This is a genomic window from Rhodococcus sp. 14-2470-1a, from assembly GCF_002259425.1.
GTDB classification, from domain to species: domain Bacteria; phylum Actinomycetota; class Actinomycetes; order Mycobacteriales; family Mycobacteriaceae; genus Rhodococcoides; species Rhodococcoides fascians_E.
Window position 1 is genome coordinate 122,464 of record NZ_NPFZ01000005.1, and the last position, 16,966, is coordinate 139,429.

Genomic DNA, 16,966 nt, shown 5'->3' on the forward strand with positions numbered 1-16,966 from the left:
AAGCACACCCACCCTTAACTGCCCCTACGGGTAATTGCCCCTACGAGGGCAGACCGTCGTAGTGGCGGCTGACGAATCCGAGTGAGGAGAGCAGCAACGCCGATGTGACGCGCCGAGGCGCACCCGCCTCGGTCACGTCGCCGAGCGGAAGGTTGCCGAGTGCCCCCCAGTGCAGCCTGCCAGAATCGTCGATGTAGCTGCGGGTCAGACCTCGATTGTCGGGGTGCAGGCAGTACGGGACGTCGAGGTATCCGCGCCGGAAGGCTTCGAGCAGTGCACGTCCCGGATCGTCGTTCAGTTCCAGCACTCGCGTCACCAATGCCCGCGCCTCGGTGTACGTCTGAGATTCGAGCGGTAGGTCGACGCCGTGAGCTGTGCGCGACGCCTCGGCCGCAGCGTGTTCGAGTGCCGAGACGTTCTCTTCGATGGTCGGAATTCGCAGGGACTCGGCCTCGGTCTTGACGATCAACCGTTCACATCCAGTGCTTTTCGCGAGTCGCGCTGCGGCGCCGAGCAGTGAATACGCGCCCGAAGGGGTCGACGGATACACACCCATGTAGGCATAGATCACCACATGCCAGGCGGCGCTTGGAATCAGTTCACCGCAGAGGCGTCGGAGTGCGGTGACGGCCTCGACGTCCTGGTCGAAGTCGGTCTGTTGGGCGTAGCTCGCCGAAATGTTCCGAATGCCGTGATAGTGGAAGAAGTACGCTTCGAGGGCGCTGATGGCCACCAGAAGGCTTGGTGGGCAGAGCTGCCCGAGCATACATCCGCCGAACGTTTCGAGGTGTGGGTCCATTCCGAGGTCTGCCGATTCGGCGAACCGAGCGCACGAGCGCGCCCAGTTGTCGATGGAGGTCTCGAGCGGAACACGGCCATACGGAAGGCAATACGAGACAGGGCCTCCTTCCGACGCGTCGATCCCCGCCTCGATCAGGGCGGTGAAGATGTCGAACGGTGTCGCCGATCCGTGCCGAACCTGAACAGGGAACTCAGGTGACCGAATGCCGTCGAGCACGGCGCGCGTCGTCGCGTCGTCGTGCGTGACGATGGGATATCCGTTGAGTCCCTCACCTCCCAGCACTGCCAGCCGGGCCGCATCCAGATCGCCTACTCGCGTGTAGCTGTCGAGTGTGACGGTACCGACGGTGCATCCGTCGGCGTTCTTGGTTGCGGCCAGCCCTCGTCGCATGACGCCTGGATCGCTCATGCCCATTCGAGGCTGAACGACCAGCAGACCGGATGCCGCGGCGCGAGCGACGAAAGCGCCGAATCCGGTGTCCGCGGTGGGAATCGTGGACGCGGGCGCCGCCATGACCGTCAGGCGGCGATCGACGCCAGCGAACCGAGAAGGCCACGGAACTCGGCCAAACCGTCTGCGCTGTCGTCGAACACCGCGGTGAATCCTGCGGACGTCAGCTCGGACGAGAGAGTCGAGTTGCTCGCCCCGGTGATGCCCAACTTGCCGCCGATGACGACGGGAAGCTCGCGCGCTCCGAAGTTCTCGCGCACCGTCTTGATCATGCGCATACCGTCGTGGTAGCCGTGCCCGTTGACGCTGCTCATGACGACCATGGACGGGGCATGCTCGGCGCAGGCCGACACGAGGACGTCTTCGGGAGTGCACGGTCCGAGATTGATCACGTCGAATCCTTCCTCCTCGACGAGCAGCTGCAGGAACACGAGGTTCCACGTGTGCGAGTCCGAGGTCACGCCGCTGACGACGATCGTCTCGCGAGAGTTCGCCGAATCCGAATCGCCGACATGCCTGATGCGATCGTCCACAGTTGTCATGCTGATGCCCCCACTTCTGTTGGTAATGCACTGTTCTCGATAGCTCTGACGTTCTCACGTGTGTGGCGCAACCTCGTTGCACCCAGTACTTCGCCGCCTCGGACGACGATCTCGACCGGTGCGGGCCTGCCGAGGAACATCAGAAGACTCGCCGTCGGCCCGTAGGCACCTGCGTTGGGAACGACGACGACATCGTCCGGTTCGAGCGCTGGTAGCGCGATGTCCCGACCGAGCATGTCCCCCGGCGTACACAGCGGACCGACCAGGCTGGCCTTCTGATCCGCAGGCCGACCGTCCTCGCGCGGACGTACCGCCACCGGGAGCAGCCTCCCCAAGCCCGACATTCCTCCGAACGTGTTGATGCCTGCATCGGCGACGACGAACCGCTTACCGCGGCTGTCCTTCAGATTGACCACGGTAGTCACGAGGTCGCCACTGTCGCCGACCAGGTAGCGACCGGATTCGACAGCAATCTTCGGAGCACCCTCACGCCATCCGCCGAAGTTCGCGTCGAGAGCACTTCTCAGAGCCGCGCCGAGGTTCGAGTACAGCGGGCGCTCACCGATGCTCGCGTACGGTGCCGCGAATCCGCCACCGATGTCGAGTAGTTCGAAGGCGATGCCCAGCTGGCTCTGCAGTGTCGCGGCACAGTCGATGGTGTGCAACAACTCCGCGACGAGGCTCTCCTCGTCCCGTGCGTTGCTGAGCGAATAGAAGTGCGCACCATCGATCTTCGTGGCGGGCACACTCAGGATCTCGTCGCTGATCTCGGGGATCGTCTCGCTGTCGAAACCGAATTGCGACGGCGTCCCCGTCATACGAATGCTCGTCGACGCGCTGCTGGTGGCACTGTTGATGCGCAGCAGGCAGTGAGCGATCACCCCCGCACTCGCTGCCGTGGCACCGATCCGTCGCAGATCTCCGAGCGATTCGACCGAGAACAGACGGACGCCCGCACTCAACGCTTCGGCGATCTCACCGGCGGTCTTACCCGGTCCGGTGTACAGAATGTCGGCGCCGGCGAATCCGCCTGCGAGTGCGGCCTCCAGCTCTCCGGTCGAGCTGATCTCGGCGCGGGTAGCTTTGCCCGGCACACTGCGGAGTTCACGGAGGATGTCCGGATGCGGGTTGGCCTTCACCGCGTAGAAGATTTCGAATTCCTCGGGCAACGCAGTCGCGAGGTCCGTACGTGCGGCGCGGACACGATCGAGGTCGTACACGAAAGCGGGCGTACCGAACCTCTCGGCAACGAGTGCGGGGTCGATCACGACGGTGTCCCTTCCAGAGTGTGTGTTGCCGAGGTTTTCGGTGGTCCATCGAGCAGCGCTACCAGTTCGCGTCGCTCGTACTTGCCGTGCAGGGTCAGCGGAAGTTGGTCGACGACGCGGCAGGCCGACGGCACCTTCGCCGGTTCGAGCCGCTTCGAGAGCTCGCGTAGGACCACGTGCGACCCTGCGGTGCCGGTGACGACCAGACCGAGGTCGCGTCCGTCCGCGGGCGGCACGGCGGCCGCGGAGGTCACACCGTCGACATCCATGGCGGCGGCCTCGATCTCGAGCACACTCATGCGCACGCCCTTGCGCTTGAACATGTCGTCGCGCCTACCCTCGTAGTACAGGAAACCGTCTGCGTCGAGGGAGCCGTAATCACCTGTGTGCAAACGGGCTTCGCCAGCGGGTCCGGTGCGGAACGTCCGCTCGGTCAGCTCGGGAGCACGCCAGTACCCGGGCATCACGTGTGGTCCGGTGACGACGATTTCGCCGACGACACCCACGGAGCACGGGGTACCGTCGTCGTTCAGGATCACCACGGCGGTGCCGGGCAGCGGCTTGCCGACCGAATCACCCTTCGAGGCTTCGTCCTCCGGCAGCAACACCGAGATTCGTTTGCACTCGGTCTGCCCGAACTGACGGATCACCGCCGCGCCGGGAAACGCGGTACGAAGTTCGTCGGCGGTGGTATCGGCAAGAGCAGCACCGGTATTGGTGAACATTCGAACTCTGTTGTCGCTCGCCGACACGGCATCCGCGCGCGCCGCAAGACGACACACCATCGCGGCGAACGACGGAACGATCGGCACGACCGTGGCACCTGTCTGCCGAATACGTTCCAGCAGAACAAGATCGGACTCGCCGTCGGCAAGCACGATCTCGGCGCCGACTAGCGCGGTCAGCAGGAGCTTGTACAGGCCGTAGTCCCACGAAATGGGGAAGCGGCAGAAGACGACGTCGTCGGAGCGATAACCCAGCTCACTCGCGATGGCCTGCGAAGCGAACACCATCTGGCGGTGGGGGCACACGACGCCCTTCGGAGCGGCAGTACTGCCCGACGTGTAGACCAGCACCGCGACGTCTTCCGGATCCACCGAAACTTCGTCGGGAAGCGGGGACGTCGAGATCATCTCAGGCCAGACCTCGTCGAGTTCGAGGACCGGTCCTGGTACGAGTTCGCCGAGGACCTGCACCGACGCTCCGGATCCGATGATCAACGACGGATCGGCACTGCTCAACACCGAGCGAAGGTGGAACTCCTTGGTGCCGGGGTTGACCGGAACGAAGATCGCTCCGATTCGGACGACGCCGTCGAAGATCGCGGCGGTGGCGCGAACGCTGGGAATCTGCACCAGAACTCGGTCGCCGTGTCCGATGCCGCTGCGCAGCAGCCAGCGCGCTACACGGCGACCGGCGTCGGCAAGTTCGCGGTACGTCCACTGACCTGCGGAGTCCGTCACTGCTGTCGCGTCCGGTGTCCGAGCGGCCGCGTCGTCCATGATGTGGTGGACGAGAGTCGGTTGCGACGGTGCGCCAGGTTTCATGGGATCTTCCTCGGAGTCGTGGTGTGTGAGCTCGCGGCCTCGGCAAGTGCACGACGGTCGATCTTGCGATTGCTGTTGAGGGGGAATTCGTCCAGATGCGTGAATCGGCGCGGCACCACGGCCGCGGGCAGTACCGCGCGCAGGTCGCGCGCCAGAGCAGCCGGTGGAACGTTCTCACCGGTGAAGAACACTGCCAGCTCGACCGTTCCGTCGACCGGCATGGTCACCGTCACTGCATCTTCGACGCCAGGGCATGTGCGTACGGCTGCATCGACTTCGGCGAGTTCGACGCGGACGCCTCGCACCTGTGCCTGCGAATCCAACCGTCCCAGGTAGTCGAACGTCCCGTCGGCGCCGCGTCGGACTCGATCCCCGGTGCGGTAGTACCGCAGCCCGTCGTGGTGGAAAAAACGTCCCGCGTCGTCGTCCGAATCGAGGTAGCCTGCCGTCAATTGTGGCCCGGCGATGAGCAATTCGCCTTCCTCGGGATGCACGTCGCCCTCCGGCGTCAACAGAAGTGCAGAATGCCCCTCGTGCAGGCGGCCGATCGGAACCGACCCGACGGTGTCGTCGGTCGACTGGACCTCGAGACGATGCGCCATGATGGTGATCGTCAGTTCGGTCGGGCCGTACAGGTTCTCGACGGTCGAGTTCGACGCCGCACGATGCCATTCGGCGGCGTCACGGGCACCGAGCGCTTCACCGGCGAACAGGCTCCACCGCAGCGACGGCATAGATCCCTCGGTCAGCCCGCCCATGCGCCGCACCAACGCGATCGCGCTCGGAGTCGAGAACCACACGGTAACTGCGTTTTTCGAGACGAAGGCCGGCATGTCTCGGTAGTCGTGCGGTCCGGCGACGGCGAGTGTCGCGCCCGCACCCCATGCACAGAAAAGGTCGAAGAACGCGCAGTCGAAACCCAGATCGAAGTTCTGCGTGAACACGTCGGTGGGGGCGAAGTCGTAACGGTCGTCCAACAGCCCGAAGTAGTGCGCCGTATTGTCGTGCGTGACGGGCACGCCCTTGGGTCTACCGGTCGATCCGGACGTGAACAGTATGTATGCGGTGTCACCGCCGGCTACCTCTTCGGGTTCGGCCAGAGCCACTGCATCGGAGCTCGGTTCGGACGACAGAGTCGGCTGCGGTGCGCCTGCGCGGCGCAGTTCGATGGGCAGGTCGCCTGATTCGTCGTTCACGACCAGAATCTCGACGCCTGCATCGGTGATCATCCGACGCAGGCGCGCGGCCGGAAAGCTTTGCTGCAGCGGGACGACGGTTGTGCCTGCGTACAGGCCCGCGAGGATCGCCCGGTAGGACGACACCGACCTGTCGACCAGAACGCCGATCACCGACGCGCCGGTCCCTGCGATGGATCCGGCAAGGGTGAGCGCCTCGGCATGCAGCTCGGCATAGGTTACGTCCTGGTGCGCCGTGTGAACGGCCACACGATCGGGCGAGGACGCCAATCCACGAAGGAAGCGTCCCGCCAAGCCGCGGCGGTCGGAGGTCGGCGCGTTGTCCCACATGACGGTTCCGTCCTAGCGCGCCAGGTCGGAGGTGAGCGAGGAGATCGTCTTCCACAGCACTGCGGGAGTTTCGAACGTCTCCATCGTCAGAGCGTCGACGTCGAATCGAACGTCGTACCCGGCCTCCAATTGGCCGAGAAGCTCGACCGTGCCCAGTGAGTCGAGACCGACGTCGCGCAACTGGAGGTCCTCCGTCAGCTGCTCCTCAGGCGACAGGAACGGTAGGTACGGACGGAGAATGCCCTCGAACATGCTGTCCCACATCATTTTTCCTCTCGTTGCTGCGGTTCTTTCGAACGGTGCTTCGTTGCACCGGGGTCAGGGCGCGCCGCGGGTTCGCGGCGATGATCTCGAAAGCGTCGCGCGTGCACCGGACGCGGCCGAACAGGCTGTCGGGGCCCGCGACACAGGCCGTGCGAATCCCCAGCTTCGTCATCGACTCGACGACAGTCGGCCACCGGAGTGGCTTCACGAAACCGTCCGAGAGCATCCGACGTGCGGCCGCGGCCGTCGTGATCACCGAGCCGTCCTGGTCGGCGACAACGGGAATTTTCGGGTCGGCGAACTCGAAACGGTCGAGCACCTCGGACTCCACCCGATCGCGCAGCGGTGCGAAGTCCGCGCAGTGCATCGGCGGACGCATCGTATACATCGACATGCCGCCTTCTTCGCGGATTCGCTGTGTAAGCCACGGCAGTCTCGACTCACGGATCGACAGCATCGCGAAACCCTCGTCGACGTAGCAGGAGACGTCGTTCCATTGACCGTCCGCATCGGATTCGGCTGTAATCCGCTCCAACGCGTCTGCAGGCACGCGTGCGAACGAGTGCGTGACGATGTCGGTGTGCTCGTGGGCGAAGTAGTCGTCCATGCATCGAGCGAGCAACACGGTGATCTCGATCGCGGCTGCCGGCGTGAGCACACCCGAGTATGCGAGCGCGGCTTTCTCACCGAAACTCGGTCCGACGCAGACGTCGGGACGCACGTCCAGATTCCGCACCGCCCAGTGGGCCGACGCCAGGCACGTCACCATGAACGCGACCTGCGCGGGTTCGGAGTAGTCACCTTCGGTGGTTCGATACGCGTCGACGAGCGAGTACCCCAGGATGTCGTCTGCGGTATCGACCAGTTCTCGACCGACCGGATCGGTGACGAGAAATCGACCGATGTCGCGAAACGGTGTCGGCCCCATACCGGGAAACACGAGTGCTGTGTTCACGAGACGCTCTTCAAGAACCCGAGCATGACCTCGTCGAATCGTTCCGGCTCCTCGAGATGCGGCAGGTGCGAGGAGTTCTCGAACACAGTCCATTCCGCGCCGGCGATGTGATCTGCGAACGGCTGCATCGTCACCGGCGTTGCCTCGTCGTGGCGTCCGTTCATCAGCAGTGTCGGGGTATCGATGGCCCTCAGGTGCGGCACCACCGACCAGTCACGCAACGTACCGATGACGTGAAATTCGTTGGGCCCGTTCATCGTGTAATACACGGTCGGGTCGTTGTAGATCTCCATGAAGCTGGACATGAAGTCGCGCGGCCACGGCTGGACGCGGCATACGTGCCGATCGTAGAACACTCTCATCGCAGCGAAGTACGCATCGGTGTCGGTGGTGCCTGCGTCCTCGTGCCGCACCAGAGTTTCCTGAACGTCACGTGGCAGCAGAGCCCGCAGCACCGCCATCTCACTGAGCCAGTCCTCGTAGGAGGCAGGCGCATTCGCAATGACGAGCCCGCGAAGTCCGTCGGGCTTGCGCGAGCTGTGCAACGCCGCCAGCGGGCCGCCCCACGACTGACCGAACAGGACGTAGCCGGAGTCGAGTGCGAGAGCGGACACAAGATTGTCCAGTTCGGCCTCGAACAACTCCACGGTCCAGAACTCCGCGCCGCGTTCGGGCAAGTGCGTCGAGCCACCGTTGCCGAGTTGGTCGTAGTGAACGACCGGCCAACCGTGCTTCGCAAGCTCGGTCAGGCGCAACAGGTAGTCGTGCGTGCTTCCCGGTCCACCGTGCACCACGACGAGCGCGGGTAGACCACACGAGAGATCTCCGGTCACCCGATACCAGGTTCGATGCTCGCCGAACGGTACGGTCCCGCGATCACTGGGCGTCGGATACACCCGTCACCTCCCCGTCGTATCGCCTTGGTGGCGTACTCGCCTCGTACTTGACGCCATTCAGCAAACCTGGGGCCGGGACCTACCGGGACCCCTACCGACCCCAGACCCCGATACGCGCAGTGCCTGCGGGAAGGCCCGGCGTGAGGGGGTTCTAGGGGTGTGGACAGGCCCCTCTACGTCACTACCGTCCATTCGTGACGGCGGTGCCGCCGACCAGCGAGAAACCACAGCACACAGACAAGTCCACGATGAGGAGAAACTGACATGACGAGGAGCAATCGACCATGACGCAGTCACCCGTCACCGAGGCAGCCACGTTCCCGCTGCCGCGCAGTTGCCCCTTCTCTTCACCGGACGCCTACGCGGAGTTACGAGAGAACGAACCGGTCTCCCGTTCGCAGCTCTCAGTCAACGGCAAAACGGCATGGTTGATCACTCGCCACGAGTTGGTCAAGAAGATTCTCGCCGACGACCGCGTCAGCGCCAATCTGAAGCTGCCGGGCTATCCGTTGCAGGTCCCTGTCCCCGACGAGATCCTGCAGGCCGTTCCATTGACGTTCCTGTCGATGGATGCGCCGGAGCACACAGTGCAACGCCGAATGTTGGCTCCCGAGTTCTCCGTTCGACGGATGCGCGCCTTGCGTCCACGCATTCAGGAGATCGTCGACCGCCGCATCGACGCCGTGATGTCGGCAGGATCGCCTGCAGATCTCGTCGCACACGTAGCAATGCCGGTACCCTCCCTCGTCATCTGCGAGATGCTCGGTGTCCCCTACGCAGACCACGCACGGTTCGAAGGCTGGTCGGCGCAGACGATGAGCCGCGACATCTCCGACGAAGAGCGCGGACTGGCGCACCACAACCTCGACATCTACGTCGATCGACTGGTGACGGACAAGGAAACCGAACCGGGAGACGATCTCATCAGCAGACTCGTCGAACGCAACCGGGAAGAGCCGGCCGTCGAGCACTCCGACATCGCGAGCATGTCTCGTCTGCTGCTCATTGCGGGCCACGAAACCACGGCGAATATGATCTCACTCGCTGTCCTGACCTTGCTCGATCGTCCCGACCTTCGCCAGGCACTCGTCGCCGATCCCGATCTCGTTCCCAAAGCTGTGGAAGAGCTGCTGCGGTACTGGTCGATCTCGGACTCGGGAACGGCACGAGTTGCCAAGGAGGACATCGAGATCGGCGGCGCGATGATCGCGGCCGGAGAAGGAATTCTCCCTCTCAACAATGCAGCCAACCACGATTCTGCGGTCTTCGAGAATCCGGAGACGATCGACTTCGCCCGTGAAGCACGCAGTCATCTCGCCTTCGGGTACGGCATCCATCAGTGCATCGGGCAGAACCTTGCGCGACTCGAGCTCGACGTCACGATCAGGACGATTCTCGATCGTCTCCCCGACCTCGCGCTCGCTGGCTCGGTCGACGACTTGAGCTTCAAACACGACGCGATGGTGTACGGCGTCGACGCATTGCCGGTGACCTGGTGACCCGGCCACAGCGGCGCATACACGCCGACCGCGAGCGCTGCGTCGGCTCTGGAGCATGCGCGTTCACCGAACCCGACGTGTTCGACCAGGACGAAGAGGACGGACGGGTCGTCGTCCTCGATCCCGCACCAGCCGACAACCTGCGCAGTTCGGTGATCGACGCGGTCCGCGGGTGTCCGGTATCCGCCTTGGAATACATCGACGCAGACAGCGACAGAGACGAAGTGAGGACGCCATGACCAGCACCGTCGACAACACTCCCGAAGAAGGAACCTCGACGTTCCCCCTTCCGCGGACATGCCCGTTCTCGCCGCCCGACGCCTATGCGGAACTTCGTGAATCGGAGCCGGTGTCGAAGACCGTGCTGGCGTCCACGGGCCGAGAAGCATGGTTGGTGACCCGGCACGAGGACGTCAAGAAGATTCTTGCCGACAGCCATGTGAGCGCCGACATCAAGCGTCCGGGATACCCATTGCAGGTTCCCGTGCCCGACGAGGTTCTCCAGACCGTTCGCCCCATGCTGCTGTCGATGGATCCACCGCATCACACGGCTCAACGACGCATGTTGATCCCCGAGTTCACCGCTCATCGGATGCGCGGAATGCGTCCGCACGTGCAGCAGATCGTCGATCGCACCCTGGACTCGATGATCGAAGCAGGTGGCCCGATCGACCTGGTCACCGCCCTTGCCCTCCCGGTCCCGTCGCTCGTCATCTGCGAGCTCCTCGGCGTCCCGTACTCGGACCACGCGGAATTCGAGATCTGGTCCGCGAAGATCATGAGCCGCGGAATCAGCCAGGAGGAGTACCTGGAGGCGATCGGCAACATCGACAGCTACCTCGATCGTCTGGTCACCATCAAGGAATCCGAGCCTGGCGACGACCTGTTGAGCCGCTTCATCGAAAAGAACCGTGCCACCGAGGTCGCCGACCACCTGGACATCGTCACGATGGCACGATTGATGTTGATCGGTGGGCACGAGACGACGTCGAACATGATCTCGCTCGGAGTGCTTGCATTCCTTCGCGATTCGGCCCTTCTCGAGTCCGTCCGCCGCGATCCGGATCTGATGCCCAAGGCCGTCGAAGAACTCCTTCGTTACTTCTCCATCTCCGATTCGGGAACGCCGCGGGTCGCCACCGCGGACATCACCGTCGGTGACGTGACTATCGCTGCAGGCGAGGGCATTCTACCGCTCAACAACGCGGCGAACCACGACGACGCTGCGTTCACCGAGCCCGACCGAATCGATTTCCACCGCACCGAGCGTGGACACCTCGCGTTCGGTTACGGCATCCATCAGTGCATCGGCCAGAACCTGGCCCGGCTCGAACTCGAAATCGTCTACACCACATTGTTCGAACGCATTCCGGAGTTGCGCCTCGCAGCCGACTTCGACAACCTGCAGTTCAAGAGCGACGCCATGGTCTACGGAATTCACGAGTTGCCCGTGACCTGGTGACGCCCGACTCGAGGAGAACTCGTGGCAACCGGTATCGACAGCCCCTTCACATCGCGCGACCGCCGAGAATCGGCCGAGATACCGGACGTTTCGTGGCGCCCGATCTCGGTCGTCGCCGGCATCGTCGCCGTCGTACTCCTTGCAACCAGCGGGCGGATCGGCTACTACGGCGACGAACTCTATTTCCTGGCGTCCGGTCGACACCACTTGTCATGGGGGTATGCGGACCAACCGTGGTTACTCCCGGTGCTTGCTCGATCGATGGATACACTGCTGCCGGGCTCGGTCGTCGGAATGCGACTTCCCGCAACGATTGTCACCGCGTCCGGCGTGGTCGTAGCGGCACTGCTAGCCCGTGAGCTCGGCGGCGCCCGCCGAGCGCAATTACTGACCGCGCTTGCATACGGGTTCGCATTTCAAATTCTCACCTCTGGGCATATCCTCGCGACGTCGACACTCGATCCGTTCTTCTGGACCGTCGTCTGCTTTCTCGTGGTGCGCTGGGTCAGGACCAGGTCCGATGCCCTGTTGCTGCTCGCAGGTGCGACCACAGCGATTGCGCTGCAAGGAAAATATCTCATCGCTTTTCTGTGGGCTGCGATTGCGCTAGCAGCGTTGATCGCCGGTCCGCGCAACTTGCTCGGGCGCCCCGCACTATGGGCGGGAGGCCTGCTCGCCGCAGTGGTCACCGCTCCGTCGCTCGTGTGGCAAGCGGAACACGACTGGCCGTTCTTCGACATGCAAACCGCGGTGTCGAGCGAAGTGGAAGCGATGTTCGGCGGACGCGAGATGTTCGTGCCGACGGCCCTGCTGTTCGCCGGGGTGATCGGCGCGGTTCTGTGCTGCCACGGCCTGTGGGTACTTCTGCGAGACAGCCGCTTTCGGCAGTATCGATTCCTCGGAATTGCCGTCGTCCTGTGCACCGTACTGTGTATCGCAACAGGCGGTCGCTTCTACTACGTCGCCGGGTTGTACGCGGTGCTGATGGCTGCGTCCGCCGTGCGCATCGAAGCCGTACGGCCTGCCCGGGCATGGGGCTGGATTCCGACGCTTCCCGTCGCGGCCGTATCGGCCGTCATTGCGGTCGTCGTCTTCCTGCCGGTCGCACCCGTGTCCACCGTGACCTCCACGCAATGGACCGCAAGCAGCAGCCTCGGGTGGCCGGAACTGGCGAACACCGCGCGCGATGCCGTCGAAGAAACGGAAGAGCCACCCGCTGCCGTCGTGACCGAAACATTCTGGCAGGCAGGCGCTCTCGAAGTCTTTACACACGATGCTCTTCCACCGGTATACAGCCCGGAGCGCGGGTACTACTACTTCGGCCCCCCCGCATCCGACGATCCTGTCCTCGTCGTCGGCTACGACCGTTCCGAACTCGATGCCTGGTTCTCCGACGTCCGCCTCGTCGGCCGGACGAACCTGGATGCCCCGCGCCCCAACGTCAATCAGGATGTACCGATCTGGTACGCCGAGCATCCGCGTGCGCCATGGACCGACCTGTGGCCCCGCCTTCACCGTCTCTAGAAAGGACCGGCAGATGACTACCTCCAGCATCGACACCGACCTGTGGCTGCGCCGCTTCGGGTCTGCACCGGAAACAGGGCCTCGGCTGATCTGCCTTCCGCATGCCGGTGGATCCGCGACGTACTACTTCCAGACCTCGCGCGCACTCGCATCGTCGATGGACGTTCTCGCAGTGCAGTATCCGGGGAGGCAGGATCGCCGGGCCGAACCGTTCATCGACGACATCGACAGACTGGCCGACGCCGTCACCGCCACCGTCGAGACGGTGGCCGATCGGCCGTTGATCCTGTTCGGGCACAGCATGGGTGCGACCATCGGCTACGAAGTCACCGCGCGTCTCGAAGAGAAAGGCATCGAACCACTCGCTCTGTTTGCTTCGGGCCGCCGCGCACCGTCGTGCATCCGATCGGAGAACGTACATCGCCGCGACGACGCAGGCATCATCGCCGAGCTCCGTCGACTCCAGGGCACAGGATCCGATCTGTTGGGCGACGACGAGATCATCCAGATGATTCTCCCGGCCGTGCGTGCCGATTACCGAGCTGTCGAGTCCTATCGGCCGGCCCAGCGTCCACCGCTGCGCACCCCGATCGTCGCGATGACCGGTGACGTCGATCCTCAGGTCAGTGCCGACGAGGCCGCCGCGTGGGAAAGACACACCACCGGCGGATTCACGCTGCACACGTACTCCGGCGGGCACTTCTACCTCGACCATCACGCGGGCGCCATCCTCGCCGAGATTCGTGCTGTCGCATCCTAGCGGGGGTGGAGGAAACTCCACCCCCGATTCGCCCTTTGGCTCCATGTGAAACCTCGATCGCGAGCAATAGCGTCGTAGACGAACCACACAGGCTGCATACAGCACTTCACATCGACTTCTCTCGAGGAGCACACAATGCACACCAGACGACCAGCCGATCACCCTCTTGCAGTACACGTGGACGCAGTGACGAAGACCTACGGCTCCGGTGAGAACGAGGTCGCCGCATTGCGCGGAGTCACCATCGGATTCGCGCAAGGCACCTTCACCGCCATCATGGGCCCGTCGGGATCCGGTAAGAGCACGTTGATGCACTGCGCCGCAGGCCTCGACACTCCTGACTCGGGCACGGTCACGGTCGGCGGCCACGACCTCGGTGGCCTCGACGAGGTCGGCCTTACCGAATTGCGTCGCGAAAGCATCGGATTCATCTTTCAGTCCTTCAACCTGCTGCCGTCGCTGACCGTTGCGCAGAACATCGAACTGCCGCTGCGTCTCGCCGGCCGCAAGATCGATCGGACACGAATCATGATGGTGATCAACGCGGTCGGCCTCGCAGCCCGTGTCAACCACTTGCCGAGCGAGCTGTCCGGTGGTCAGCAGCAGCGCGTCGCCATCGCTCGCGCTCTCGCCGCCGAACCGTCCGTCATCTTCGCCGACGAGCCCACCGGTGCACTCGATACCCGCACTGCCGGTGACGTTCTCACCTTGCTGCGCGAGTCGGTCACCTCGAACGGACAGACCATCGTCATGGTCACCCACGATCCCGTCGCCGCGTCCTACGCCGATCGTGTCGTGTTTCTCGCCGATGGTCAGTTCGTCGGCGAGCTTTACCGCCCGACGGCCTCCGCCATCGCCGAGCGAATGACTCACCTCGACGCCCGCGCGGCCAGTACGCCCGGAGTCTCCGCAGCAGGTGTCGGGGGGCAGCGCTGATGATTCGGCTCGCACTCAGCTCGCTGAAGTATCGACTGACGTCCTTCGTCGCAACGTTCCTCGCGCTCTTCCTCGGTGCAGCGATCGTGATGGCGTGCGGTGGACTGATGGAAACCGGCATACGTGCCGCGGTAGCTCCCGAACGTCTCGGCGGCGCCGCCGTCGTCGTGACCGGAAATCAGACGCACGACGGCGTCGCACTGACCGAACGGACTCGAATCGACAGCTCGATCGTCGATCAGGTCGCCCAGGTTCCAGGTGTGGCCACTGCGATCGCTGACCTGTCGTTGCCCGCAGCCGTGCTGTCCGACGGTTCACCTGTATCGGGCTCGAATGACAACGCTGGCCACAACTGGTCCTCCGCCCAGTTGACTCCATTCACCCTCTCCGATGGCGTCGAGCCGACGTCCGACTCCGATGTGGTGCTCTCACGGCAACTGGCCGACAGTGCAGGAGTGTCCACCGGAGACTCCGTCGACGTCGCAGTACGCGGCGCCACCGAGCAGTTCACCGTCGTTGGAATCGTCGACGCGGGAGACAGCTCTCCCGCCGTGTTCTTCTCAGACTCCGCGGCGACCGATCTCGCGGGCACCAACGGCCGGATCGACTCGGTCGGTGTGCTCACCGAACCCGGCGCCGACACAGCCGCGGTCGCTACCGAGATCGGTACGGCAGTTGGCAGTGCCGCAACGGTTCTGACGGGCGAGAACCGCGGACTCGCCGAGTTTCCCGGAGCACTCGCGAGCCAGCAGACGCTGACCATTCTCGCCGGAATCTTCGGCAGCTGGGCGTTGCTGATCGCGCTGTTCGGCGTCGCCTCGATGCTGAGTTTGTCGCTGGGTCAACGTCAACGTGAAATGGCGCTGCTCCGAGCGATCGGCAGCACCCCGCGCCAGGTACGCCGCATGATCCTCGGCGAGACGATACTGCTGTGCGTCGTCGCGACCGCGCTGGCCGTGATCCCCGGTTACTTCCTCGGCCGGTTCCTGTTCGGTCAGCTGGCATCGAGCGGGATCGTGTCCTCTGCCATGACATTCCACCAAGGTCTTGTCCCGGTGATCGTCGGCATCGTCACCGCGATGGCCGCGGCGATCGCGGCAACACTCGTCGCCGGGCGCCGCGCCGCGAACACCAAGCCGCTCGCCGCTCTCTCCGAAGCCACGGAGCCGACGCGCTGGCTCACTCGTCCGCGTCTGATCCTCGCCGTCATGTTCCTGGCCGCAGGAATCTCGATGTCCGTCGTGACGGTGGCCGTCATGGAGAACGGACCGATCCTCGCGAGCACCGCAGGCCCGGCCTCGGTTCTCGTCGGCATCGGACTCGCCCTGCTCACACCGGGATTCATGAAGGTCATCGTCGCAGTCGTCGGATGGCCTGTTCGGATGCTGACCGGCTCGGCCGGATTCCTCGCGGTCAACAACGCTCGTGCTCGCAGCATCCGGATGGCAGGAGCGGTCGCACCGATCGTGCTGCTCGTCGGAATCGCTGTCGGCACCCTGTACATGCAGAGCACCGAGAACGCCGTCAAGACCGAAACGTATGCCACCAACCTGCTGGCCGACTACGTCATCTCGACCGGCGACGAATCCGAGGGGTCGGTCACCGGCGGCTTCGCTCCCGGCGTCGTCGAGGAGATCTCGGCGCTCCCGGGAGTCGCAGGTGCCTCCGAGTTGGTGACGTCGGACGGCTTCGTCGACGGTCCTGGCGGCGGCTCGGACTTCGGGTTCCGAGGTGTCACGGCTGCGGGAGCCCAGGACACGATCCGCTTCGAATCCATCACGGGTTCGATCGACGATCTCACCGGTGACAGCGTCGCGATCTCGGAGAGCCAGGCGACGAGCTTCGGAGTGCAGGTCGGCGACACCCTCGGTCTACACCTCGGCGACGGCTCGCCGCTGACAGCGACGGTCGTCTCGATTCACGCCGACGACCTGAACGACCCTTCCATCCTGTTGCCCGCCGACGTGCTCGCAGCGCACACGACGTCGGGCCTGGCCCCGCAGATTCTCGTCCGCGCCGAGGAGGGCGTCGACGAATCGACACTGCGGAGCGAGCTCGACTCGGCCGCCGCGCTCGTACCGGGGGCGTCGGTATCGGACAGGGCGTCGCTGATAAGCGACAACACACGCGTCCAGCAGATCCTGGTCTCGGCCAACTACACGATCGTGGCGATGATCATCGGTTACGCGGCCATCACAGTGGTCAACACGCTCGTTGCTGCGACCAGGAAGCGCGGCAGGGAGTTCGGCCTGCAGCGTCTGACGGGTTCCACGCGTCGACAGGTGCTGGGCATGCTCGGTGTCGAGAGCGGCTTCATCGTCGGCACCGCCGTGGTGCTCGGAACGGTGGCGGCGGCCGCGACGATGGTCCCGTACAGCCTCGTCAAGAGCGGCTCGGCGATGCCCTCGGGTTCACCGATGATCTACATCGGCATCGTGGTGCTGGCGATCGCCCTCACGATCGGCTCGACGATGGTGCCCGCATGGCGCGGCATGGCACGACCAGCAGTCGACTCGGTGACTCGGCCCGATTGAC

Annotated in this window: 15 protein-coding genes; 7 read left to right on the top strand and 8 right to left on the bottom strand. The window is 64.3% G+C overall.

Translation table 11 applies throughout. The features are described from left to right. Positions 1-40 precede the first annotated feature (40 nt). From CH292_RS03045 to CH292_RS03080, 8 genes are read right to left on the bottom strand one after another with little or no spacing between them, the layout of a single operon-like run. Complete coding sequence (locus CH292_RS03045) at positions 41-1,315, bottom strand: methylaspartate mutase (protein WP_094653963.1); 1,275 nt, start codon at positions 1,313-1,315, stop codon at positions 41-43. A 5-nt stretch (positions 1,316-1,320) separates the two neighbouring features. Beyond that, a complete protein-coding gene (locus CH292_RS03050) occupies positions 1,321-1,794 on the bottom strand; it encodes a cobalamin B12-binding domain-containing protein (protein WP_094628256.1) in 474 nt (157 codons plus the stop codon). Then, the gene (locus CH292_RS03055) at positions 1,791-3,062 is read right to left on the bottom strand and encodes a decarboxylase (RefSeq protein ID WP_094628257.1); all 1,272 of its coding nucleotides are present in this window, start codon (positions 3,060-3,062) and stop codon (positions 1,791-1,793) included. The genes CH292_RS03050 and CH292_RS03055 overlap by 4 nt, the downstream gene beginning before the upstream one ends. After that, positions 3,059-4,609 (bottom strand): AMP-binding protein, encoded by a 1,551-nt coding sequence (locus CH292_RS03060; RefSeq protein WP_094653964.1) that lies wholly within the window; start codon positions 4,607-4,609, stop codon positions 3,059-3,061. The genes CH292_RS03055 and CH292_RS03060 overlap by 4 nt, the downstream gene beginning before the upstream one ends. Further along, positions 4,606-6,135 (bottom strand): AMP-binding protein, encoded by a 1,530-nt coding sequence (locus CH292_RS03065; protein WP_094653965.1) that lies wholly within the window; start codon positions 6,133-6,135, stop codon positions 4,606-4,608. Before CH292_RS03065 ends, CH292_RS03060 begins: the two co-directional genes overlap by 4 nt. Positions 6,136-6,147: 12 nt before the next feature. After that, complete coding sequence (locus CH292_RS03070; protein ID WP_218829523.1) at positions 6,148-6,387, bottom strand: acyl carrier protein; 240 nt, start codon at positions 6,385-6,387, stop codon at positions 6,148-6,150. Further along, positions 6,341-7,354 (bottom strand): ACP S-malonyltransferase, encoded by a 1,014-nt coding sequence (locus tag CH292_RS03075; protein WP_218829524.1) that lies wholly within the window; start codon positions 7,352-7,354, stop codon positions 6,341-6,343. Before CH292_RS03075 ends, CH292_RS03070 begins: the two co-directional genes overlap by 47 nt. Further along, positions 7,351-8,187 carry a proline iminopeptidase-family hydrolase gene (locus tag CH292_RS03080; protein ID WP_373454665.1) on the bottom strand — a complete coding sequence of 279 codons (837 nt, stop codon included), beginning with the start codon at positions 8,185-8,187 and terminating at the stop codon, positions 7,351-7,353. Before CH292_RS03080 ends, CH292_RS03075 begins: the two co-directional genes overlap by 4 nt. 347 nt (positions 8,188-8,534) lie before the next feature. On the opposite strand from CH292_RS03080, the gene CH292_RS03085 reads away from it, so the two are divergent. From CH292_RS03085 to CH292_RS03115, 7 genes are all read left to right on the top strand, one after another. After that, the gene (locus tag CH292_RS03085; RefSeq protein ID WP_094628262.1) at positions 8,535-9,749 is read left to right on the top strand and encodes a cytochrome P450; all 1,215 of its coding nucleotides are present in this window, start codon (positions 8,535-8,537) and stop codon (positions 9,747-9,749) included. Further along, on the top strand, positions 9,746-9,988 hold the full coding sequence (locus CH292_RS03090; RefSeq protein ID WP_094628263.1) for a ferredoxin: 243 nt from the start codon (positions 9,746-9,748) through the stop codon (positions 9,986-9,988). The genes CH292_RS03085 and CH292_RS03090 overlap by 4 nt, the downstream gene beginning before the upstream one ends. After that, positions 9,985-11,211 (top strand): cytochrome P450, encoded by a 1,227-nt coding sequence (locus CH292_RS03095; RefSeq protein ID WP_094628264.1) that lies wholly within the window; start codon positions 9,985-9,987, stop codon positions 11,209-11,211. Before CH292_RS03090 ends, CH292_RS03095 begins: the two co-directional genes overlap by 4 nt. A 21-nt stretch (positions 11,212-11,232) precedes the next feature. Next, positions 11,233-12,735 (top strand): glycosyltransferase family 39 protein, encoded by a 1,503-nt coding sequence (locus CH292_RS03100; protein WP_094653966.1) that lies wholly within the window; start codon positions 11,233-11,235, stop codon positions 12,733-12,735. Between the two features lie 13 nt (positions 12,736-12,748). Further along, a complete protein-coding gene (locus tag CH292_RS03105) occupies positions 12,749-13,495 on the top strand; it encodes a thioesterase II family protein (protein WP_094628266.1) in 747 nt (248 codons plus the stop codon). Positions 13,496-13,630: 135 nt separating this feature from the next. Next, a complete protein-coding gene (locus CH292_RS03110) occupies positions 13,631-14,431 on the top strand; it encodes an ABC transporter ATP-binding protein (RefSeq protein WP_094628267.1) in 801 nt (266 codons plus the stop codon). Beyond that, the gene (locus CH292_RS03115; RefSeq protein WP_094628268.1) at positions 14,431-16,965 is read left to right on the top strand and encodes an FtsX-like permease family protein; all 2,535 of its coding nucleotides are present in this window, start codon (positions 14,431-14,433) and stop codon (positions 16,963-16,965) included. Before CH292_RS03110 ends, CH292_RS03115 begins: the two co-directional genes overlap by 1 nt. Position 16,966: the final 1 nt, after the last annotated feature.